General features: G+C 56.4%; 18 protein-coding genes. 13 read left to right on the top strand and 5 right to left on the bottom strand.

The window, feature by feature from the left end; translation table 11 throughout:
• Positions 1–8: 8 nt before the first annotated feature.
• On the bottom strand, positions 9–350 hold the full coding sequence (locus PMI17_RS14275) for a flagellar hook-basal body complex protein FliE (protein ID WP_009128111.1): 342 nt from the start codon (positions 348–350) through the stop codon (positions 9–11).
• Between the two features lie 17 nt (positions 351–367).
• Positions 368–1,363: a sigma-54-dependent Fis family transcriptional regulator gene (locus tag PMI17_RS14270; RefSeq protein WP_238344416.1), complete on the bottom strand. Its 996-nt coding sequence runs from the start codon at positions 1,361–1,363 to the stop codon at positions 368–370.
• A 522-nt stretch (positions 1,364–1,885) separates the two neighbouring features.
• Between PMI17_RS14270 and PMI17_RS14265 the strand changes: the two genes are divergently transcribed.
• The 8 genes from PMI17_RS14265 (at position 1,886) to PMI17_RS14230 (ending at position 8,785) form a co-directional block, all read left to right on the top strand.
• Positions 1,886–2,740, top strand: coding sequence for a flagellar motor switch protein FliM (locus PMI17_RS14265; protein ID WP_036621286.1), 855 nt, complete (start codon positions 1,886–1,888; stop codon positions 2,738–2,740).
• A 1-nt stretch (position 2,741) separates the two neighbouring features.
• Complete coding sequence (fliN, locus tag PMI17_RS14260; RefSeq protein ID WP_009128108.1) at positions 2,742–3,107, top strand: flagellar motor switch protein FliN; 366 nt, start codon at positions 2,742–2,744, stop codon at positions 3,105–3,107.
• Positions 3,107–3,874 (top strand): flagellar type III secretion system pore protein FliP, encoded by a 768-nt coding sequence (fliP, locus tag PMI17_RS14255; protein WP_009128106.1) that lies wholly within the window; start codon positions 3,107–3,109, stop codon positions 3,872–3,874. Before fliN ends, fliP begins: the two co-directional genes overlap by 1 nt.
• A complete protein-coding gene (gene fliQ / locus PMI17_RS14250) occupies positions 3,871–4,143 on the top strand; it encodes a flagellar biosynthesis protein FliQ (protein WP_009128104.1) in 273 nt (90 codons plus the stop codon). The genes fliP and fliQ overlap by 4 nt, the downstream gene beginning before the upstream one ends.
• Before the next feature lie 2 nt (positions 4,144–4,145).
• A complete protein-coding gene (gene fliR / locus PMI17_RS14245; protein WP_009128102.1) occupies positions 4,146–4,919 on the top strand; it encodes a flagellar biosynthetic protein FliR in 774 nt (257 codons plus the stop codon).
• Positions 4,919–6,055 carry a flagellar biosynthesis protein FlhB gene (flhB, locus tag PMI17_RS14240; RefSeq protein WP_009128099.1) on the top strand — a complete coding sequence of 379 codons (1,137 nt, stop codon included), beginning with the start codon at positions 4,919–4,921 and terminating at the stop codon, positions 6,053–6,055. The genes fliR and flhB overlap by 1 nt, the downstream gene beginning before the upstream one ends.
• Positions 6,042–8,144 (top strand): flagellar biosynthesis protein FlhA, encoded by a 2,103-nt coding sequence (locus PMI17_RS14235; protein ID WP_009128096.1) that lies wholly within the window; start codon positions 6,042–6,044, stop codon positions 8,142–8,144. The genes flhB and PMI17_RS14235 overlap by 14 nt, the downstream gene beginning before the upstream one ends.
• Positions 8,145–8,302: 158 nt before the next feature.
• Positions 8,303–8,785, top strand: coding sequence for a YlaC family protein (locus PMI17_RS14230; protein ID WP_009128093.1), 483 nt, complete (start codon positions 8,303–8,305; stop codon positions 8,783–8,785).
• Here the strand turns inward: PMI17_RS14230 and PMI17_RS14225 are convergent.
• The 3 genes from PMI17_RS14225 to PMI17_RS14215 all read right to left on the bottom strand — a co-directional run bounded on the left by PMI17_RS14225 (position 8,782) and on the right by PMI17_RS14215 (position 14,642).
• A complete protein-coding gene (locus PMI17_RS14225; RefSeq protein WP_036621282.1) occupies positions 8,782–10,194 on the bottom strand; it encodes a PLP-dependent aminotransferase family protein in 1,413 nt (470 codons plus the stop codon). The two genes, PMI17_RS14230 and PMI17_RS14225, sit on opposite strands and share 4 nt — an antisense overlap.
• Positions 10,195–10,293: 99 nt before the next feature.
• Positions 10,294–12,384: a bifunctional diguanylate cyclase/phosphodiesterase gene (locus PMI17_RS14220; protein WP_009128090.1), complete on the bottom strand. Its 2,091-nt coding sequence runs from the start codon at positions 12,382–12,384 to the stop codon at positions 10,294–10,296.
• 158 nt (positions 12,385–12,542) lie between these two features.
• A complete protein-coding gene (locus PMI17_RS14215; RefSeq protein ID WP_009128088.1) occupies positions 12,543–14,642 on the bottom strand; it encodes a bifunctional diguanylate cyclase/phosphodiesterase in 2,100 nt (699 codons plus the stop codon).
• Positions 14,643–15,190: 548 nt separating this feature from the next.
• Here PMI17_RS14215 and PMI17_RS14210 point away from each other — a divergent pair.
• The 5 genes from PMI17_RS14210 to PMI17_RS14190 are packed head-to-tail and all read left to right on the top strand — an operon-like array spanning position 15,191 to position 20,414.
• Positions 15,191–15,760 (top strand): spore coat protein U domain-containing protein, encoded by a 570-nt coding sequence (locus PMI17_RS14210; RefSeq protein WP_009128086.1) that lies wholly within the window; start codon positions 15,191–15,193, stop codon positions 15,758–15,760.
• Between the two features lie 38 nt (positions 15,761–15,798).
• Positions 15,799–16,293, top strand: a complete 495-nt coding sequence (locus tag PMI17_RS14205; RefSeq protein WP_180823699.1) for a spore coat U domain-containing protein — start codon at positions 15,799–15,801, stop codon at positions 16,291–16,293.
• A gap of 28 nt (positions 16,294–16,321) precedes the next feature.
• Positions 16,322–17,017, top strand: a complete 696-nt coding sequence (locus PMI17_RS14200) for a molecular chaperone (RefSeq protein ID WP_009128082.1) — start codon at positions 16,322–16,324, stop codon at positions 17,015–17,017.
• Positions 17,017–19,452 carry a fimbria/pilus outer membrane usher protein gene (locus PMI17_RS14195; RefSeq protein ID WP_009128080.1) on the top strand — a complete coding sequence of 812 codons (2,436 nt, stop codon included), beginning with the start codon at positions 17,017–17,019 and terminating at the stop codon, positions 19,450–19,452. Before PMI17_RS14200 ends, PMI17_RS14195 begins: the two co-directional genes overlap by 1 nt.
• Positions 19,449–20,414, top strand: coding sequence for a spore coat U domain-containing protein (locus tag PMI17_RS14190; RefSeq protein WP_009128079.1), 966 nt, complete (start codon positions 19,449–19,451; stop codon positions 20,412–20,414). Before PMI17_RS14195 ends, PMI17_RS14190 begins: the two co-directional genes overlap by 4 nt.
• Positions 20,415–20,509: the final 95 nt, after the last annotated feature.

Genomic DNA, 20,509 nt, shown 5'->3' with positions numbered 1-20,509 from the left:
AGCTCCATTTACAGTGGACTATTGATGACTTCATCGAAGCCCTGTTGCAGCTTGTTGCGCACCTGCATCAGCGCCGAGAAGGCCACGCTGGCTTTCTGGCTTTCGATCATCGCGCCACTCAAATCATCACTCAGGCCCATGTCGATGGCGGTTTGCTTCTGCGAAGCAACTTGCTGTTGACGATCAACGTTACCGACCGCCCCCTTCAGCACATCAGTGAAACTCGGTGTACCCAGCGAAACCGTTTGGCCGGCAGGCGCGATCGGGCTGGTTTGTGCTTGCAGCTGCATACGTTGCATCTCGGCCAGCATGTTGCCCTGCACGCCAATAGCGGGAAGTTTGTCTAACATTGCGTAGTTCTCTTTTATCAGGCGCAGCCGAGGTCAAAGCCCTGCTCGCGCATTGAGGCCAGTCGATAGCGCAGCGCGCGCGGAGTAATGCCAAGAAACTCGGCGGTTTTGGATTTGTTGCCCTGGTGGCGTTTCAACAGGTCAAGGATGTATTGCGATTCGGCGCGACGGCCGTGGCTCTTAATCTGGCATTCGTCGGCGTTGGCCGCGTCGCCCAGCTGCTGGACCATCACTTCGGGCAGCAAGGCGGTGCTGATTTTCAGATTAAAGCAGCCCGCGTGCAGATCGCCGTCGGCGCACATAATCAGGCCGCGCTGCACAATGTTTTCCAGCTCGCGCACGTTGCCCGGCCAGCTGTAACTTTGCAGCGCCTGGCGGCCACACTCGGTGATGCGCGGGCGGTGTTTGACGAAGGCCTGATATTTTTCGATAAAGCGCTCGGCCAGCGGCAGGATATCGGCGGTGCGTTCACGCAGCGGATCGATATGCATCGGCACCACCGACAGGCGGTAAAACAGATCCTGACGAAAACGCCCTTCAGCAATTTCCACTTCCAGGTCTTTATTGGTGGAGGCAATTAAACGGATATCGAGCGGAATCTTTTTATGGCTACCGAGGCGCTCAACTTCCTGCTCCTGTAATACACGCAGCAATTTCACCTGCAGCGCTAACGGCATATCGCCAATTTCATCCAGCAATAAGGTTCCGCCATTGGCCAATTCGAATTTACCCGGCTGGCTACTCACCGCACCGGTAAAGGCGCCTTTTTCATAACCGAAGAGAATCGCTTCCAGCATATTTTCAGGAATAGCGGCGCAGTTAACACCGACATAAGGCGCCGACTCATTAAAAGCATGCTGATGAATATATTTCGCCACGCACTCTTTACCGGTGCCGGTTTCACCGGTAATCAAAACCGGCACGTTGAACTTTGCCACACGTTGCGCCAGCGCAAACAGATTTACACTCGATGCTGCCTGAGCAATAAAACGTTCATCATTATTCTTCTGCATTGATTCAGCCATATTCATAGATGAAAGATTTCCTAAGAACCGATTAATACCTGCGTCTTTATGAAAAAAGACTTTCCTTATTACGCATCAGAAACCATGCGTTTCAATAAGGTGTAAACCAGACTATTCGCTATTAAGAATCGGCTTAGCTTAAGCCAGGTAATGATGTCGAATTGCTGGTTCCGCCTGTGATGTGCGCTGAGTATACGCATCAGAACATTCTTAGCTATCATCTTCGCAGTATTAAAACATTAATCTTTAATTATCATATAGTTAATCAATTTAATTAATATTAATGTGCGTTTTAAATTAATGGATTAATAAGTTTTGCCACCTTGTTTTAATCATCCAGAAAAGCTTTAATTTGCGCCTGAGAAAACATCTCGCCAAAAAAACATAGAAGATTCCTAATTAGGTTAAGTCTGATAAAGCAAGACTCAACCCTGGCAGGGAAATGTTTAGCGGGATCGCATTCATTCTATATATAAGACAGGTTAACCCCTGACGGACGGAAGCATGAAGATGCGTACGAAATCCAATCGGATGAGAATTTATACGCCAGAGAATCAGCCCGAACTGATGAAGCTGGAAGTCAATAAACTCGGTCGCCCTTATCATAAGGTCCCTAAAGTTTTTAAAGATAACAGCGATCGCTTAGACGCCAAGCTGAGCATCTATTTCCTGAAGAAGTTTCGCGTCGATGTGAGTTTGCGTGATATGCAATTTCAGATGGATTGCGCCGTTAAGCAGGCAACGATTTTTAGCTCTGAGCTGGGCAACCTGGCATTTTGCCTCGACCGCACCTTGTTGCTGAATATCCTGCATGACTATTACGGATTATCACGTGATGAGCAGCACCAATTAACCGCAGATAATTTCCCGGTAACCAAAACGGAAGAGCGTCTGCAAATGAAACTGGCCAGCGAACTGGTACATTTAATTTGTGGCGATGAGTTATTTACCGAAGCGCTGACCATTAAACCCGATCCGGCTTCGTTATTAACCCAGTGGTCGTATCGCGTGGATTTCTTCCTTGATGGTTACAGCAACGGCAATTTCTCACTGCTGTTGGATGCCGCGCACGTTGACCGTTTACTCAGCACGCTGCGTCAGCCTGCTGATAGCAATCGCAATACGCCGGTGCCGACCAGCCCGCACAGTTTTAAACAGTTACCGGTGCGTCTGCGCGGTCGCCTGGCGACGCTGCCGATGACGGTGGCTGACCTGGCGCGCCTGAAACCCAACGACGTGCTGCCGTTTGCCATGAATGACCGTATTCCCCTGCTGGTTGGCGATCAACCGCTGTTTAGCGCCGTAATCTGCGAAGAGCGCGGCAAACTCTTTTTCTCCGAATTCAGTGACCGTACGAGTGAATAACATGAGCGATTTAAACGATTTAGCCAATGCGCTGGACCTCGATTTTTCCCTGGAAAACCAGCCGGATACCGAGGTAGCCGAGCCCGTTACTGCCGTCACGCGTGACGCACCGCGTAATCTGGCGCTGTTCAGCCGCATTCCCGTCACGCTGACGCTGGAAGTCGCGTCGGTGGAGATTTCCCTCGCCGACCTGATTGGCGTCGGCAACGACTCGGTGATCGAGCTGGATAAACTGGCCGGTGAGCCGCTGGACGTCAAAGTGAATGGCATTCTGTTTGGTAAAGCCGAAGTGGTGGTGCTGAACGATAAATATGGCCTGCGCCTAATTGAGTTCAACAACAGCGATCTCAGCGAACTGGCGGGCTAATGATGATGCGCAATTCCGGCTGGATTAAAGGAGGGCTGGCGCTGGCCGGCCTGCTGCTGGTGCCATCGCTGGCGCTGGCAGAACAGAACGGACTGCCGTTGTTCTCCGCTGTGCCCTCCGCCAATGGCGGCCAGGAGTACAGCGTAAAAATTGAAATTCTGATTCTGATGACGCTGCTCGGCCTGCTGCCGATCATGATGCTGATGATGACCTGCTTTACCCGCTTCATTATCGTGCTGGCGCTGCTGCGCCAGGCGATTGGCCTGCAGCAAAGCCCGCCGAATAAGGTGCTGACCGGTATTGCGCTGGTGCTGACGCTGCTGGTGATGCGTCCGGTATGGACCAATGTCTACGACAATGCTGTTGTGCCATACCAAAACAACGAAATCAGCCTGCAGCAGGCGCTGAGCACCGGTCAGGTGCCGTTGAAAAAATTCATGCTGTCGCAAACGCACAGCACTTCGCTGGCGCAGATCATGACCATCGCTAACGCGACGGGCGAGCCGGAAGCGCAGGATCTCACCATCATCGCGCCCGCTTTTGTGCTGAGCGAACTGAAAACCGCCTTCAAAATTGGCTTTATGATCTACATCCCCTTCCTGGTGATCGACCTGATCGTCGCCAGCATTTTGATGGCAATGGGGATGATGATGCTGTCACCGCTGATTGTCTCGCTGCCGTTCAAACTGATTCTGTTTGTTCTCTGTGACGGCTGGTCGCTGATTGTTGGCACGCTGACGCAAAGCGTGCAGGGGCTGGGATTATGATGAATATCGACGTCGCTGGCGACATTCTGGCGCAAGGCCTGAAACTGGTGCTGATCATCTCCGCCGTGGCCATCGTGCCGAGCCTGATCACCGGTCTGCTGGTGAGCATTTTTCAGGCCACCACCCAGATCAATGAACAGACGCTGAGCTTTCTGCCGCGTCTGATCATGACGCTGTTAGTGCTGGTGTTTGCCGGTAAATGGATGCTGACGCAGCTGATCGACTTCACCCAGCTGATCTTTCAGCAGGCCGCGCAGTTGGTGGGCTAACGATGGGCATCGCCATCAACGATCTGATCCAGCCGATCTTCGCGCTGTGGCTGCCCCTGGTGCGCATCTATGCCTTCATGCACTTTTGCCCGCTGCTGGATAACCGCGCCTTTACGCGTAAAGCCAAGCTGGGACTGGCGCTGCTGCTGAGCATCGTGATGACGCCGATGCTGACGCACAACGTGGTGCTGCGTGAGCTGATGTCGGTACAGAGCCTGATTCTGACCGGCGAGCAAATTCTGTGGGGATTCGTGTTTGGCCAGATGCTGTGGTGGACCTTTTGGGCGCTGCAGACGGCGGGCAATATTTTGTCGATGAACATGGGCCTTGGAATGGCGGTAATGAACGATCCCGCCAGCGGCAGCTCCACCATGGTGATCTCACAAATTATTCAGATCTGGGCTGCGCTGCTGTTCTTCAGCATGGACGGTCATCTGCTGCTGCTCACCATTCTCTACAGCGGCTTTACCTACTGGCCGATTGGTCAGGCGATTAATGAATTTTCGCTGCGTACGCTGGCCGGCGGCGTGGGCTGGATCTTTAGCGGCGCGCTGCTGCTGGCGATGCCGACGGTGGTGATCATGATGCTGGTTCAGGGCGTATTTGGTTTGCTGAACCGCATTTCGCCGACGCTGAACCTGTTCGCGCTCGGCTTCCCCATCAGCATGCTGTTTGGCCTGTTTTGCTTCACGTTACTGATAGGCAATGTGGGCAGTCACTATCTCGACCTCACCAACCAGGTGTTGGCGATGCTGGAAAAAATGAGGAGCTACTGATGGCGGATGCTGGCAGTGGAGATAAGAGCGAAAAACCCAGTCCGGGTAAGCTGCGAAAAGCGCGGCAGAAAGGGGATATTCCCCGCTCTAAAGAGGTGAATCTGGCGGTCTGTCTGGTGATGGCGCTGATCATGATGACGCTGTTCTTTCCGTACTATCGTGATTTGATTCAGGCGTCATTTCTTGCGGTGCGCCAAATGGCGGAACGCATTCATGATGATGGCGCGCTGCATCAATTCATGCTGACGCAGGTGCTGATCATGCTGAAATTCATCGCCACGCTGATCCCGATTCCCTTCGCGGCCGCGCTGTCGACGCTGGTGCCCGGCGGCTGGATCTTTGTCATCACGCGCATCAAGCCCGATTTTAAAAAGCTCAACCCGATCAGCGGCGCGAAGCGCATGTTTTCCATGCAGCACTACGTGGATGTGCTGAAGATGATCGCCAAGTGCCTGCTGATGCTGGCGCTGCTGTGGAGCACCATCAAAGGCAATCTGAGCGAAATGATGGGCCTGCAAGGCCTGTTTTTGCGTGATTCGATCAACCACGGGCTGGCGTTGTATGAGTCGATGATGCGGCTATTTATCTTCACCATTGTGCTGTTCGCGGTGATCGATGTGCCGCTGACGAAATTCTTCTTTACCAAGAAGATGAAGATGTCGAAGAAAGAAGTGCGCGATGAACACAAGAACAACGAAGGTAACCCGCAGGTAAAAGGCCGTATTCGTAACCTGCAGCGCCAGATGGCGATGGGGCAAATCAACAAACAGGTGCCGCTGGCGGATGTGGTGATCACTAACCCGACGCACTTCGCGGTGGCGCTGAAATACGATCCGAAAAAAGCGCCGGCACCTTACATCGTCGCCAAAGGCGTGGATGACGTGGCGCTGTATATCCGCAGCGTGGCCGGCAAACACAAAATTGATGTGGTGGAGTTTCCACCGCTGGCGCGTGCGGTTTATCACAGCACGCGCGTTAACCAGCAAATTCCCGCAGCCCTGTTCCGTCCGATTGCGCAGGTGCTGACTTACGTGATGCAACTGCAAACCTGGCGCAATGGCCAGGGTGAAAAACCCCGGCTGGATACCCAACTGCCGAACCTGGATGAGGTAATGAAAGTTCATGAGTCAGTTTAAACCGCGCCAGTTTAGTCAACTGCTGCGCCAGGCACACATTGGCGTTCCGGTACTTCTGCTCAGCGTGCTGGCGATGGTGATCTTGCCGCTGCCGCCGATTGTGCTGGACGTGCTGTTCACCTTTAACATCGTGCTGGCGATCATGGTGCTGCTGGCGAGCGTTAACAGTAATCGCCCGCTGGATTTCTCCATCTTCCCCACCATTTTGCTGATCACCACGCTGATGCGCCTGACGCTCAACGTGGCCTCGACACGCGTGGTGCTGCTCGATGGTCATGAAGGGGTCGGTGCCGCCGGTAAGGTGATTGAAGCCTTCGGTAACGTGGTGATTGGCGGCAACTTTGTCGTCGGCTTTGTGGTGTTCATCATCCTGATGATCATCAACTTTGTGGTGGTGACCAAAGGGGCCGAGCGTATCTCTGAGGTGTCGGCCCGCTTTACCCTTGATGCATTACCCGGCAAACAGATGGCGATCGATGCCGATCTCAATGCTGGCCTGATCAATCAGGAGCAGGCCGGTAGCCGCCGCAAAGACGTGGCGAATGAAGCCGATTTCTACGGTGCGATGGACGGTGCCTCGAAGTTCGTGCGCGGGGATGCGATCGCCGGGATCATGATCCTGCTGATCAGCGTGATTGGCGGTATTTTGATTGGCGTGTTCAAGCACGGATTACCGGCGGGACAAGCATTTGAGCAGTATGTGCTGCTGACCATTGGTGACGGCTTAGTGGCACAGATTCCCTCGCTGCTGCTGTCAACGGCGGCGGCGATTATCGTGACGCGCATCAGCGATGGCGCGGACATGGGCGATGACATTAAATCGCAGCTGCTGGCGAAACCCAACACGCTTTACACCGCCGCCGCCGTGATGTTTGTGCTGGCGATCGTGCCCGGCATGCCACATTTGGTGTTCCTGATCTTTACCGCTCTGCTGCTGTTCGCTGCCTGGCGTCAAGGCCGTAATGTGCAAAAGCCGACGCAGGATCATGCCGATATGGACGCCATCCATCAGGCACTGGCGCAGCCGGAAGAGCAGCCGGCGATTGGCTGGGACAATATCCCGATGGTTGAGCCAATCGGCCTCAATCTCGGCTACAAGCTGGTGACGCTGGTGGATAAAGGCAAAGGTGCGCCGCTGACGTTGCGTATGCGCGGCGTGCGTCAGGTGGTGTCTGAAACCAGCGGCGTGCTGCTGCCGGAAATCGCCCTGCGCGAGGATTTCCATCTCAAACCGGCGCAGTACGCAATTAAGATCAATGGCGTGCGCACCGCAGTTGGCGAAGTGCACGCCGATCGCCTGATGGCGATCCCCACGCCGGAGCAGTACGGCGAGATCGACGGCGTGCTGGACACCGATCCCGCCTATGGCATGGCGGTGACCTGGATCCTGCCGGAGCAGAAAGCCAAGGCGCTGAATCTGGGTTATCAGGTGGTAGATTGCGCCAGCGTCGTCGCTACGCATGTGAATAAAGTGGTGCGCGAGCATCTGCCGGAGCTGTTTAATTATGATGACATCACGCAGCTGCATCAGCGGCTAAGCAACGTGGCTCCCAAGCTATCGGAAGATGTGAATGCCGCGGTGAATTTCAGTCTGCAGCTCAAGGTTTATCGTCTGCTGCTGAACGATCAGGTGTCGTTGAAGGACATCACCACCATTGCGACTACGCTGCTGGAGAGCTCAGCGATCACCAAAGATCCGATTCTGCTGACCTCCGATGTGCGCTATGCGCTGCGGCGCGCGATGGTGGCGGCGATTGCGCCGGACAACAAGCCGTTGTCGGCTTATACGCTGGATAACAGTCTGGAGAATCTGCTGCTCTCCGCGCTGAACCAGGCGCAGCAGGCCGGCAAAGTAGCGCTCGATAGCTTCCCGGTCGATCCGAATATCCTGACGCAGCTGCAGAGCACGCTGCCGGTGATGATGGAGCAGCTTAAAGCGCAGAATCTGACCCAGGTGCTGCTGGTGACGCCGCAGCTGCGTCCACTGATTGCGCGCTATGCCCGACTGTTTGCCAACGGGCTGAACGTGCTGTCGTATAACGAAGTACCGGATGACGCTAATTTGCAGATTGTGGGGCAGGTTTCTTGATTCACTCGATCAATTCCCTCGCCCGCTTGCGGGAGAGGGTTAGGGTGAGGGAAAAACCGCACCAGGCTAACTGTTATAAAAAAACACAGCAAATCTGTCTCTAATTCGCTTCACTGTTATGTGCTTTACTGGCAGGCAGTGATAATTAGAGGTGAACAATGGACGCGATTAAACAAATTCTGCTCGACGAAATCGCCACGCTGAACCGTGAGGGGCAGCGCGATAACTTGCCGCGCTTTAGCTTTTCCTTCCTCAAAACCCATCCGGGACTCTGGGCCATCATGTACCTGTGCTACGCGCTGTGCGTGGCGCTGATCTTCTCCACCGACATGCTCGGCTGGCCGGCCTTCTGGTTTGCCACGGTGTTTGTGGTGGTGATGAGCGTGCTGATGCTGATGGATATCAATCCCAAATATCGCTTCGAAGATATCGATACGCTGGATTTACGCGTTTGCTATAACGGCGAGTGGTATTACGTGCAGCCGGTTTCGCAGCAGGCGCTGGATAAGATTCTGGATAACCCACAAACGCCCGATCGCGTGCGCAGCGGCATCGATCGCCTGATGAAGCAGAAAGGTGAAGTGGATTTCTACGATGTCTACTACCTCACCTGGGGCCACCAGCAGGCGGCTCAGGTTTAGCGGTTTAGCCCGGCAATCAGTTTGCCCAACGTTTCGACGGCCGCTTCGGCACGGCTATCCCACGGCCAGGCGGTGTTAAAGCGGAAACAGTGACTGAAGCCCTCGCTGCTGGAAAACAGCTGACCGGGGGCAATGCTGATCCCTTGCTGCAACGCCAAATGATAAAGCTCAGTGGTATTGATCTGCGCAGGCAGCGCAATCCACAGGAAATAACCGCCCGGCGTGTCGCTGATGCTGGCATCAGCAGGCAGCACCCGCCGCAGCGCCTGCTGCGCCAGCTGTTTGCGTTTCGCTAGCGTCTGGCGCAGCTTTTTCAGATGCGCATCATAGCTGCGCGTGCTGAGAAAATCGGCTAAGGCCAACTGCATCGGCGCGCTGGTCGACAGCGTGCTCATCAGCTGGATACGCTGTACGCGCTGCGCATGACGCCCAGCCGCCACCCAACCTACGCGAAATCCCGCCACCAGATTCTTAGAGAAACTGCCGCAGTGCAGCACGTTGCCGTCACGATCAAAGGCTTTGGCCGGCAGCGGCTTGTCGTGGCCCTCATACAGATCGCCGTACACATCATCCTCAATCATCGCTACGTTGTAGCGCGCCAGCAACGCCACCAGCTGCTGTTTGCGCTCGGCGCTGAGCGTAAAGCCGAGCGGATTTTGCCGGTTGGTCATCAGCCAGCAGGCTTTTACCGGCCAGCGCTGCAGCGCCTGCTCCAGCTCATCGAGATCCATGCCGTGGTCCACATCGCTGGCAATGGCGATGGCGTTCAGCTTGAGGCGTTCAATCGCCTGCAGGGCGCCATAAAACGAGGGATTCTCGAGAATCACCCAATCGCCGGGTTCGGTGACGGCTTGCAGGCTCAGGTTGAGCGCTTCCATCGCGCCGTTGGTAATCACAATGTCATCCGGCGACAGCGTAATGCCCTGCTGCGCGTAGCGCTGCGCCAGAATTTTGCGCAGTTCTTCATTGCCCGGCGGCAGGTTGTTGAGCGCATCGGTGGGTTTAAGATTGTGCGAGACTTTCACCAGCGAGCGCATCAGCTGGCGCTGCGGGAACAGCTCGGGATCCGGGAAGGCTGAGCCAAATGGCATAATGGCGGGATTGCGCGTGGCTTGCAGCACGTCAAACACAAAGCTGTTGGTGTCGGCCTGATCGGTTTTGGCAATTTCCTGGGTGGGCAGCCGGGGACGACTTTCGGCAGCGCGCGGCGCCACGTAGTAACCGGATTGCGGTTTAGATACGATCCAGCCCTGACTCTCCAGCACCTCGTAGGCGTGCATGACCGTCATCAGGCTGAGCCCGCTCTGCTCCGCCTGCTGGCGTAGCGACGGCAGTTTTTCGCCTGGCGGCCAGATGCGTGCCTCAATTTGCGTGCGAAGCTGCTCGACCAACTGCTGATATTTCGCCACCCGAACTCCGATGTAGAGGATTTGGCGGCTAGTTTCCCTCACCCTAACCCTCTCCCGCAAGCGGGAGAGGGAATGAATAGAGGAGGAAAAACTTACTGGCTAAGGCATGCGCTCCAGCTCTAACACTTCCTCGTAAAAATTCGGCAGCTCGTTGATGCGATCCGGCGGCACCGGTTTACCCAGCAAATAGCCCTGCAACGTATCGCAGCCCAGGCCCGTCAGAAACGCCTGCTGATCCTGCGTCTCTACCCCTTCAGCGACCACTTTAAGATGCAGCGACTGCGCCAGCGCGACTATCGCTGACACAATGGTGGCGTCTTCCGAATGCGCCTGCAGTTCATTAACAAACGCGCGATCGATCTTCAGCTCGCTGGCCGGTAAACGCTTGAGATACAGCAAGCTCGAGTAGCCGGTGCCGAAGTCATCTATCGAGGCCTTGACGCCCATATTGGTCAGCTCGGTGAGAATACGCACGCTCTCCTCTGGATCGCGCATCGCGGTGGTTTCCGTCACTTCCAGCGTCAGCAGCTCAGCCGGGATTTGGTGCTGCGCCAGCGCATCGGTCACCGTTTCAACCAGGTTGCTCTGCTCAAACTGCAGTGCCGACAGGTTGACCGCCACCGACCAGTGCGGATGCCCCTGTAAATGCCAGGAACGCAGCTGGCGACAGGCTTCGTTAATCACCCAATTGCCGATACTCACAATCATGCCGGTCTTTTCCGCCATCGGCAGGAAAGTATCTGGCGCCAGTAGACCGCGTGTCGGATGCTGCCAGCGCAGCAGCGCTTCAAAACCAAGGATCGGCCCGCGCGGTGCGCAGTATTTTGGCTGATAGAACAGCCGTAGTTCATGGTTATCCAGCGCTTGCCACAGATCGTTATTCAGCTGCAGCTGGGACTGCGCCAGCATATTCATCGACGGCTGGAAGAAGGTGTAGCCATTGCGACCGTTATTTTTGGTGTGATACATGGCGGCATCGGCGTTAAACATCAGTTCGCGCTCGTCTTTGCCATCGCCCGGATAAACCGCAATGCCAATACTCAGCGACACCACCAGCTCGTAGCGCGAGATATCAAAAGGACGATCTACCGCTTTCACCAGCGAATCTGCCACCGCCGCCGCATCGTTGGGATCGTCAATTTCCAGCAGCAGGACAAATTCGTCGCCGCCCATGCGCGCCAGCGTATAGTGCCCTTTCATCTGGTCGGTCATGCGTTCGGTGACGCCGATCAACAGATTGTCGCCGACATGATGGCCAAAGGCGTCGTTGACGGCCTTGAAACCATCGAGATCCATAAACATCAGCGCAAACTGTGATTTCTCACGGTTGGCTTTATTGATGGCTTGCTCCAGGCGATCTTCAAGCAGAATACGGTTGGGCAAACGCGTCAGGTTATCGTGCAGCGCCAGCTGTGCCAGCTCGCGGTTGGCTTCAGCTAGCGAGTGGGCAAGGATTGAGGTGCGAGCCTGCAGGCGGGCATCCAGCATCGATACCAGCAAGGTAATGCCAAGGATCGCCAGCGTCACCACCGTCACCACCACCGCCAGCCAGTTGCTGTTCACGCCCATGTGCGTCGCGTGGCTCTGCATCGGGAAGTTAGCCGCGACCATGCCTGTGTAATGCATGCCGGCTATCGCACAGCCCATCACCACCGATGCGCCCAGCCGCAGGACGGTAACGCGTCCGTGTCCTTCACGCAGGTTGAACGCCAGCCATAATGCGGCGCCTGAAGCCACCAGCGCGATAGCCACCGAGGCCGCCACCCAGCCCCAGTTCCAGGTGATACCCGGCGAAAACATCAGCGCCGCCATGCCGGTGTAGTGCATGGCCACCACGCCGGTGCCCAGCACCAGCGCACCGCCGCACAGCCGTCGCCATGGCAGCGTCGGGGTTGAGCACACCAGCCACAGCGCAAACACCGAAGCCAGCACCGCCACCACCATCGAGGCGACGGTGAGCGTAGGGTCGTAGCTCATGACCATATCGAGGCTCATCGACAGCATGCCGATAAAGTGCATCGCCCAGATGCCGATGCCCATAGCGAATCCACCGCCGAATAACCAAACCAGCGCCACCTTGCCAGTTGAGGAAGCCACGCGTCCCGCCATATCCAGCGCGGTAAACGAAGCCAGCATTGCCACCAGGATGGAGACGATGACGGTAAACGAATCGTACGAAGTCACTAACATAGTGATTTCCCAAGTTAAAGCCGGGTTAAGTCAGCTGTGGTGTTGTGAAAAGTGAGGAATCTATTGGTTTTATTGTAGGAATTATCGGCAGAATACCTGCCGATCTGAGTCTATGAACGATGAAACCTTCCGATGCGGAAGAAAAGAAAAATGGTTTATCACGCCCTGGCCAGCGGTACGACGCTATTCGGCAACACCAGCGGCAGATTAAGCGCAGCGGTAAATTCGCCGATGCGCTCTGCCGGTGTTGGCTTACCGAGCAGATAGCCTTGCAAGGTATCGAAGCCTAATCCCGTCAGCAAGCGCTGCTGCTCCTCGGTCTCAACGCCCTCGGCTACCATGCGCAGGTTGAGCGTTTGCGCCAGCGATAACATCGCGCTGACCACGGCGGCATCTTCGCTGCCGGCGCGCAGGCTATTGATAAAGGCCCGGTCGATTTTCAGCTCGCTGGCTTCCAGATGTTTCAGATGCAGCAGATTGGCGTAGCCGATGCCAAAGTTATCGATCGCCACTTTCACCCCCAGCCGATGCAATTCGGCAATGCGCTGCTGGCTAAACTGCGGATCGCGCATGGCGATGCTCTCGGTGATCTCCAGCATCAACGTCCCGGCGGGTATCTGATGGTGCAGCAGTGCCTGGCGCACGCTATCGATTAGGTCGCGCTGTTGGAATTGCAGGGCGGAAAGATTAACCGACACCGTCCAGTCAGCGTTGCCGGCATCGTGCCACTGTTTTAGCTGGCGGCAGGCTTCGTTAATCACCCAGTTACCCAGCGCGACAATCTGCCCGGTTTTCTCTGCTCGCGCCAGGAAGGTGTCCGGCATCAGCAGGCCGCGACGCGGATGCTGCCAGCGCAACAGCGCTTCAAAGCCGATCAATACCGTGCCGCCCGCGCGGAATTTAGGCTGATAGAACAGGCGCATTTCTTGATATTCCAGCGCGTTCCACAGATCGTTGGCCAGCGCCAGCTGATGCTGAGCTACCGCGCTCATCGCCGGTTCAAACACGCACCAGCCGTTACGCCCGCTGTGTTTGGTGTGATACATGGCGGAATCGGCGTTGAACATCATCTCCTGCTGGCTGCGACCGTGCAGCGGGAAGATGACAATGCCGATACTGAGCGACACGCGCAGCGAATAACGATCGAGATCGAAAGGCGCATCAATCACCTGCACCAGCCGCTGCGCCAGTTGTGTCGCCTGATGGAGATAGCATTGCGGACACAGCAGCACAAATTCGTCGCCGCCCAACCGCGCCAGTAAAATCTCTTCGCTCAATTCCACACGCAGGCGCTCGGCCACCGCAATGAGCAAGCGGTCGCCAACGTGATGGCCCCAGGTATCGTTAACCGCTTTGAAGCCGTCGAGATCCATAAACATCAGCGCGAAGTTCTCATCCTGCAGCGTCGCCTGTTTGATCTGCGCAGTGAGTTCTTGTTCCAGCATCACGCGGTTCGGCAGCGCGGTCAGATTATCGTGCAGCGCCAGCTGGCGCAGTTCACTGTTGGCACGCTTGAGTTTGGCCGCGAGACGCGCCGCGCGCAGCTGCGCATCCAGCATCGAAATCAGTAACATCAGCCCCAGAATGGTCAGCGTAATTATGGTGACCCACACCGCCAGCCCCTCTTCACTGGCGCCGTGATGCTGCATCATAACCGGCATGCTGAATTCTGCCGCCGCCATGCCGGTGTAGTGCATGCCCGCAACGGCAATGCCCATCACCAGCGCCGCACAGGCGCGTAATAGCAGCAAGCTTTTGCCCTGACGCAAATGGAACGCCAGCCACAATGCCGCGCCAGACGCGGCATAGGCAATCACCACCGACAGCAGCACCAGCGGCATATTCCAGTAGATGGCGGTTTCAATCATTAGCGCGTTCATGCCGAGGTAGTGCATGACAATCACGCCGCTGCCGAGGATGAGGGTGCCGCGCAGTAAACGCCGGCGCGTGAGATGGCTGCCCTGCACGCCCTGGGCAAAGGCAAAGATGGCGGCAACAATCGCCACCAGTAGGGAGATGGCGGTGAGCTGCATGTCATAGCGCATGGTCATCGGCATTTTCATCGCCAGCATGCCAATAAAGTGCATCGCCCAGATGCCGATGCCCATGGCGGTACCGCCGCCGACTAACCACAATTTTGCCAGCGTGCCGCGTGATACGGCCACGCGTCCGGCGCTGTCCAGAGCGGTAAAAGCGGCGATGAAGGCCACAATCAGTGAAACGGTAACCAGAACGCTATCCCAGGTAACCAGCAGCATGTGCGCTCCTAAACTCAACCCGCTGCGCAGCAGGTTCGGTGTCGTCAAATATCAACAAGGATGATAAAACGCCGATCAAGCGTGCTTAATGACCGCCTGTGGCGAAGTTCAACAAAAAGCCGCTCCAGACAAATCTGGAATGGTGGGGCTGGTTTTTTTTATATTCATCGTCAGTCTTTAATAGAAAAATTAATAATATCTGATTAATGCACGAACATATCATCGAACCGAAGCGCGTGGTAGAGGGGGGAATCATCGCTTGTTTAGTTTTTTTAACCACTCGCCACCCCTTGTGTTTACTGCGTTATCGGCGAAAAGTGGCAATTGATTAGGGAAAAAAGTGAACATCGGCGCACAAGGCCCGATTTGCTGATCTATAGTAAAGAAAACTGATATAAATCATTAATCCACCATCTAAGAATTTTCTTAGATAGCGGGCGCTTACGCTGTCGGGCTGCATGCGGCTCTTGTTTGATTTCGGATGTATTTGCATAAATGTATAACCAGGTGAAAAAGCACTGACCTTGGATAATCAGTAAGGAATGATTATGAAACTCAAGCTTTTTCTTGTGGCTACCAGCCTAAGCGCCGCACTTGCCCCTACTGCTGTTTTTGCCGCCACCACAACGGGAACCATCAATGCCACCTTGACGCTGACCACCGGTTGTTTAGTCAACGGTCAGTCAGCAACGACAGGGGTTAACTTTGGTACCTTGAACTTTGGTAGCAGCGCAGCAACCTTCGATACCCTGAACGCCACTTTAGTGGGAGCTTCGGGTAACGGCATCTTTGTCCGCTGCACCACCGGACAAACCTTCAACGTGCAGGTCACCAGCAGTAATACCGCACCGGCGACCATTTACGGTACGGTGAGCGGCCAGCCGCGTTACCTGACTCTTGGTTCTGATAATACTCAAGGCATTGCCTATACGCTTTATAGCGACGCCGCGTTTACCACCGCCATCGCTAATAACACCAACATCGCCGCCAGTGGCACCACGGACCCGACGCTCGGGACTAACTACGCCATTTATGGTCGCGTGGTGGGCGGCGGCTTTAACCCGTTGATTCCCGCAGGCACCTACACCGATACCATCAACGTGGCGGTGAATTACTGAGGGAAAGGATAATCAGGGTGGCCGTGGTGCAGCGGTTGATGCACAGTGCAGGCGGCCTCGCCCTGCTGATAGGGAGTGTCTCCGCCTGGGGGTTGCCGACAGCCACCTTTCAGGTCTCAGCATCAGTAGTGGCAGGCTGTGTCGTCTCCGGAACCAATACCGGGGTATTCGGCACGCTCAATTTTGGTACCCAATCTGGCGTGGCTTCCAGCAGCGTCAGCGCTAGCTATGTGCAAAGCACCACCATCAGGCTCGCCTGCACGCCAGGCACCGCCGTCAGCATGAGCATTAACGGCGGCAGCAACTACACCTCTAGCCGTAACCTCAAACACACCAGTAACACCAATACGGTGGCCTATAGCCTCTACACCAATGCCGCGCATACCACGGCGATCCCGGTAAACAGCGCCGTGGCGCTGAGTTACAGCAATGCCAACAACATTACTTTGCCAATTTATGGCCTGTTAACGCTGCCCGGCCCGACGCGCGCCGGGACCTATACCGACACCTTAACCGTCACGCTCAGTTGGTGACGTCAGTGATAAGAAGGATGACATGAAGATGAACCTGCGCGCCCGATTACTGTTGCTGCTTGTGGTACTCACGCCCGCGGTGCACGCCGCCAACTCGCTGATGGTGTGGCCCATCGATCCCGCCATCAACCCCGACGAAAAAGCCAGCGAGCTGTGGCTGGAGAATCGTGGCAATGCCACCACCATGATGCAGGTGCGCATCTTCAGCTGGCAGCAAATTAACGGCCAGGAACAGTATCAAACCCAGCAGCAGGTGGCGGCGAGCCCGCCGATGGTGCGTCTTGAGCCGGGACAGCGCCAGCTGGTGCGCTTAATTAAACAAACCGCGCCGACTGCCGGACGTGAAATGGCGTATCGCGTGGTGCTGGATGAGATCCCCACGCCACGCACGCCAGGCGAAAACCAGGCGGGCCTGACTTTCCAGATGCGCTATTCGGTGCCGTTATTCGTGTATGGCGACGGCGTCACGCGCGATACGGCAAAACCGCAGCTGAGCTGGCAGGAAGTGAACAGCGGCGGCAAACGCTGGCTGGAGCTGACCAATCGTGGCAGCGGTCACGCGCGGTTAAGCAACGTCACCATTGGCGGACGCAAAATGGGCAATGGCTTGTTCGGCTACGTGCTGGCGAACAGCAGCAATCGCTGGCCGTTAACCAGCAGCGTGAGCGGTGAGCTGGCAGCAGATATGAATAAAGGCCACTGGAGCAGCGCTGCCGCGCGTTGATGAAGTTAACGCCGCATCCCTGCGCGCTGGCGGTGGCCAGCGTGCTCTGTATCAGCCCAATTACCAGCAGCGCGGAGACCTTCTCCGAGCTGCCACCGCCGCCTGCGCTGGAGAATAACGCCAGCGGCCAGCAATACATGCTGGAACTGGTGGTGAACCAGGGCGAACGTGGCGACATCGTCCCGGTGGAGCGCAAAAATGGGGCGTTCTGGGTGCGGCGTGGCGATCTGGAGCGCGCCGGTATTCCGGCCGGGAAACTGCAAGGGCAGCAGATCGACGTCAGCAATCTGAGCGGAGCGAAAGTGGAGTATGACGAACGCCGTCAGCGCCTGTTATTGACGGTGCCGCCCGCCTGGCTGCCGGGCCAGACTATTGGCCAACAGCTAAACGCGCCGCGCTTTCCCGGTCGCGCCAGCAACGGCGTCCTGCTCAACTATGACTTCTACGCCACGCGCACCGATAACGCCGGTTCGCGCCTCTCCAGCTGGAACGAACTGCGTCTCTTCGGCCCGGCTGGGCAGTTTTCAACGAACGGCGTGTACGTACAGCAACTGGAAGGCGGCGTCTCCGGCCAGCAGGAAGGCTACATTCGCTACGACACCTGGTTTAGCAACGAAAACGAGAACGCGGCAATCAGCTGGCGCGCCGGGGATTTGGTCACCGATGCGCTGAGCTGGAGCAACAGCGTGCGCCTCGGCGGGGTGCAGATTGGCCGCGACTTCAGCGTGCGTCCGGATCTGGTGACCTATCCGTTGCCGGCCTTTTCGGGCCAGGCGGCGGTGCCTTCGTCGGTCGATCTGTTTATCAACGGCTACCGCAGCGCGCAGGCGGATGTTCAGCCCGGTCCGTGGTCGCTCACTAACGTGCCGTTTGTGAACGGTGCGGGCGATGCGGTGATCACCACCACCGATGCGGTAGGACGGCAAATCACCACCACGCTACCGTTTTACGTCTCCAGCAGTTTATTGAAACAGGGCTTATCCGATTACTCGTTCTCTGCCGGTGCGATACGCGAAAACTATGGCATTAAGAATTTTGATTATGGTGCCGCCGCCGCCAGCGGTTCTTACCGCTACGGCCTAACCGACTGGCTGACGCTGGAGAGCCATGCGGAGGGCAGCGACAGCGTGGCGATGGGCGGCGCGGGGGGATTGGTCAAGCTTGGCAGCCTGGGCGTGGTCAACGGCGCGCTGGCGCAGAGCCAGATGGCGGGCAGTGCCGGCACGCAATACAGCTGGGGTTATCAATACAACAACAGCTGGTTCAGCCTTGGCACGCAGCACACCATTCGTAGTGCCGAGTTCGGTAATCTCGCGCTGGTTGGCAGCCGTGGCGACAGCGCCAATACCAGCTACTCGCTGTCACGCCGCAGCGCGCAATACACTGCCAGCGTGTCGCTCAGCGATTATGGCAGCCTCGGGCTGGCCTATTTCGATATCTCCGGCGGCAATGGCGATCGCACGCGTTTGATGAACCTGTCGTGGAGTAAAAACCTGTGGGGTAACAGCAGCCTGTACATCTCCGCCAGTCGCGATCGGGTTCAGGGCGACTGGAGCGGCGCGATTTCTCTGGTGATTCCGTTTGGCGAACAGAGTAGCGCTTCGGTCAGCATGGAGCGCGACCAGCAGGGCAACAACAATCAACGCCTGTATGTGTCACGCGCGATGCCAACCGACGGCGGCTTCTCCTACGATGCCGCGTGGGCCAATCAAGGCAGCGACAGCGGGGATTATCGCCAGGGCAGCCTGCGCTATCGCAATAACAAAATTGATACCTCGGCCGGCTTTTACGGTGATAACGACAACACCACGCAGTGGGCCGATTTCACCGGTTCGGTGGTGTTAATGGATAACCGCGTGTTCGCTGCCAACGATATCAATGACGCCTTCGTGGTGGTGAAGACCGATTATCCCGACGTGACGGTGCGCTATGAAAACCAAACCATGGGCCGCACCGATAACGAGGGCTATCTGCTGGTGCCGTCCATCAGCAGCTATTACGGCGCCAAATACGATATCGATACGCTCGATCTCCCCGCCGATCGCACTGCGCCAAAAGTGGAACAGCGCTTTGCCGTGAAACGTAAAAGCGGCTATCTGCTTAACTTCCCGGTTGAGCGGTTACGCGCGGCCAGCGTGGTGTTGCATGACAGCAATCATCAGCCGCTGCCGATCTCCAGCCAGGTGTTACGTCCGAATCAAGCCACTGAATACGTTGGCTGGGACGGCATTGTGTGGATGGAAGATCTCGGCGCTAACAATCCGATTCACGTGGTGACGCCGGATGGGCGCAGCTGTGATACGCAGCTGGCGATTGCCGACGGCCAGCCAAAAGCGCTGGAAACCTACGGGCCGCTTACCTGTGCGCTGCCACCGCCACCGCAGGGTGCCGCGGTGAGCAGCGCGGATAATTCACAGTCAGGAATTTCACCATGAGAACGCTTCTGCTGCTGCTGGCGCTGTTGTTACTGCCTGGCGTTGGCTATGCCGCCTGCGGATTATCCGCACCGACCGCCACCTTCGGCTCTGTCACTACCTTTTCGGTTGGCTCAACCGTTAATCCCACATCCAGCACCACCAACGTCAACTGCGGTACCGGCGGCCTGTCTCTGTTGGGAACAGATTTCATTACTTATGCCTTCACCACCGCCACCAACCTCAGTGGCACGCGCGCGGCGCTGAAAACCTCGAGCGGCGGTACCGACAGCATTCCGATTCAGATGTGTATCGACAGCGCCTGTGCGACCGAATTACAACAGGGCGGCAGCTATCGCTGGAACTCATCATCGCTGCTGGCATTGGGGAACAGTCTCAACTTCAATATTCCGCTCTACTTCCGCACCGTGCCCGGCCAGGTGATTGCGGCGGGCACCTACACCACCACCATTACACTCACGGTGAGTTATAACGTCTGCGCAGGCGTGAACGTGCTGGGAGCCTGTGTGGGGACGCTGCAGACCAGCGCCGGCACGGCGATGCCGATTACCGTAAACCTGGTGGTCACCAATGACTGCACCACTATCACCGCGCCCAACGTCAGCTTTGGCAGTGCGCCGTTAGTCGGCAGTTTTTCAACGGTGCAGCAGACAATTAACGTGGTGTGTTCGAAGGGCAGCACTTACACCGTGGGCTTAAGCAACGGCAGCTACTACAGCGGCACCACGCGGCAGATGGCGAGCGGAACTAATCGGCTGGCGTATGACATCTACAAAGGTACGACGACGACTGCACGCTGGGGGCCGACCGGCACCGATCGCTGGAGCAGCACGACGTCGACCTCGTTGAATGCGGATACTGTGACGCGCAACTTTACCTATACCGCGCAGATTTTGACGACGCAGAATACGCCGGCAGCGGGGAATTATACCGATAGCGTGGTGGTGGATGTGTCGTTTTAGGTTTTGGGTTTTGGGTTTTGGGTTTTGGGTTTTGGGTTTTGGGTTTTGGGTTTTGGGTTTTGGGTTTTGGGTTTTGGGTTTTGGGTTTTGGGTTT

The organism is Pantoea sp. GM01, from assembly GCF_000282675.1.
Taxonomy (GTDB): domain Bacteria; phylum Pseudomonadota; class Gammaproteobacteria; order Enterobacterales; family Enterobacteriaceae; genus Pantoea; species Pantoea nemavictus.
The sequence above is the reverse complement of the archived record's forward strand: the minus strand, read 5'-3'. Positions and strand labels throughout refer to the sequence as shown.

Bases quoted from the DNA above. Each gene is read 5' to 3' on its own strand.
- PMI17_RS14235 (WP_009128096.1), top strand. From the start codon at position 6,042: ATGAGTCAGTTTAAACCGCGCCAGTTTAGTCAACTGCTGCGCCAGGCA.
- fliN (WP_009128108.1), top strand. From the start codon at position 2,742: ATGAGCGATTTAAACGATTTAGCCAATGCGCTGGACCTCGATTTTTCC.
- fliQ (WP_009128104.1), top strand. From the start codon at position 3,871: ATGATGAATATCGACGTCGCTGGCGACATTCTGGCGCAAGGCCTGAAA.
- PMI17_RS14270 (WP_238344416.1), bottom strand. From the start codon at position 1,363: ATGCAGAAGAATAATGATGAACGTTTTATTGCTCAGGCAGCATCGAGT.
- PMI17_RS14190 (WP_009128079.1), top strand. From the start codon at position 19,449: ATGAGAACGCTTCTGCTGCTGCTGGCGCTGTTGTTACTGCCTGGCGTT.
- PMI17_RS14230 (WP_009128093.1), top strand. From the start codon at position 8,303: ATGGACGCGATTAAACAAATTCTGCTCGACGAAATCGCCACGCTGAAC.
- PMI17_RS14215 (WP_009128088.1), bottom strand. From the start codon at position 14,642: ATGCTGCTGGTTACCTGGGATAGCGTTCTGGTTACCGTTTCACTGATT.
- PMI17_RS14200 (WP_009128082.1), top strand. From the start codon at position 16,322: ATGAACCTGCGCGCCCGATTACTGTTGCTGCTTGTGGTACTCACGCCC.
- PMI17_RS14210 (WP_009128086.1), top strand. From the start codon at position 15,191: ATGAAACTCAAGCTTTTTCTTGTGGCTACCAGCCTAAGCGCCGCACTT.
- PMI17_RS14195 (WP_009128080.1), top strand. From the start codon at position 17,017: ATGAAGTTAACGCCGCATCCCTGCGCGCTGGCGGTGGCCAGCGTGCTC.
- fliR (WP_009128102.1), top strand. From the start codon at position 4,146: ATGGGCATCGCCATCAACGATCTGATCCAGCCGATCTTCGCGCTGTGG.
- PMI17_RS14205 (WP_180823699.1), top strand. From the start codon at position 15,799: ATGCACAGTGCAGGCGGCCTCGCCCTGCTGATAGGGAGTGTCTCCGCC.
- PMI17_RS14265 (WP_036621286.1), top strand. From the start codon at position 1,886: ATGCGTACGAAATCCAATCGGATGAGAATTTATACGCCAGAGAATCAG.
- PMI17_RS14275 (WP_009128111.1), bottom strand. From the start codon at position 350: ATGTTAGACAAACTTCCCGCTATTGGCGTGCAGGGCAACATGCTGGCC.
- PMI17_RS14220 (WP_009128090.1), bottom strand. From the start codon at position 12,384: ATGTTAGTGACTTCGTACGATTCGTTTACCGTCATCGTCTCCATCCTG.
- fliP (WP_009128106.1), top strand. From the start codon at position 3,107: ATGATGATGCGCAATTCCGGCTGGATTAAAGGAGGGCTGGCGCTGGCC.
- flhB (WP_009128099.1), top strand. From the start codon at position 4,919: ATGGCGGATGCTGGCAGTGGAGATAAGAGCGAAAAACCCAGTCCGGGT.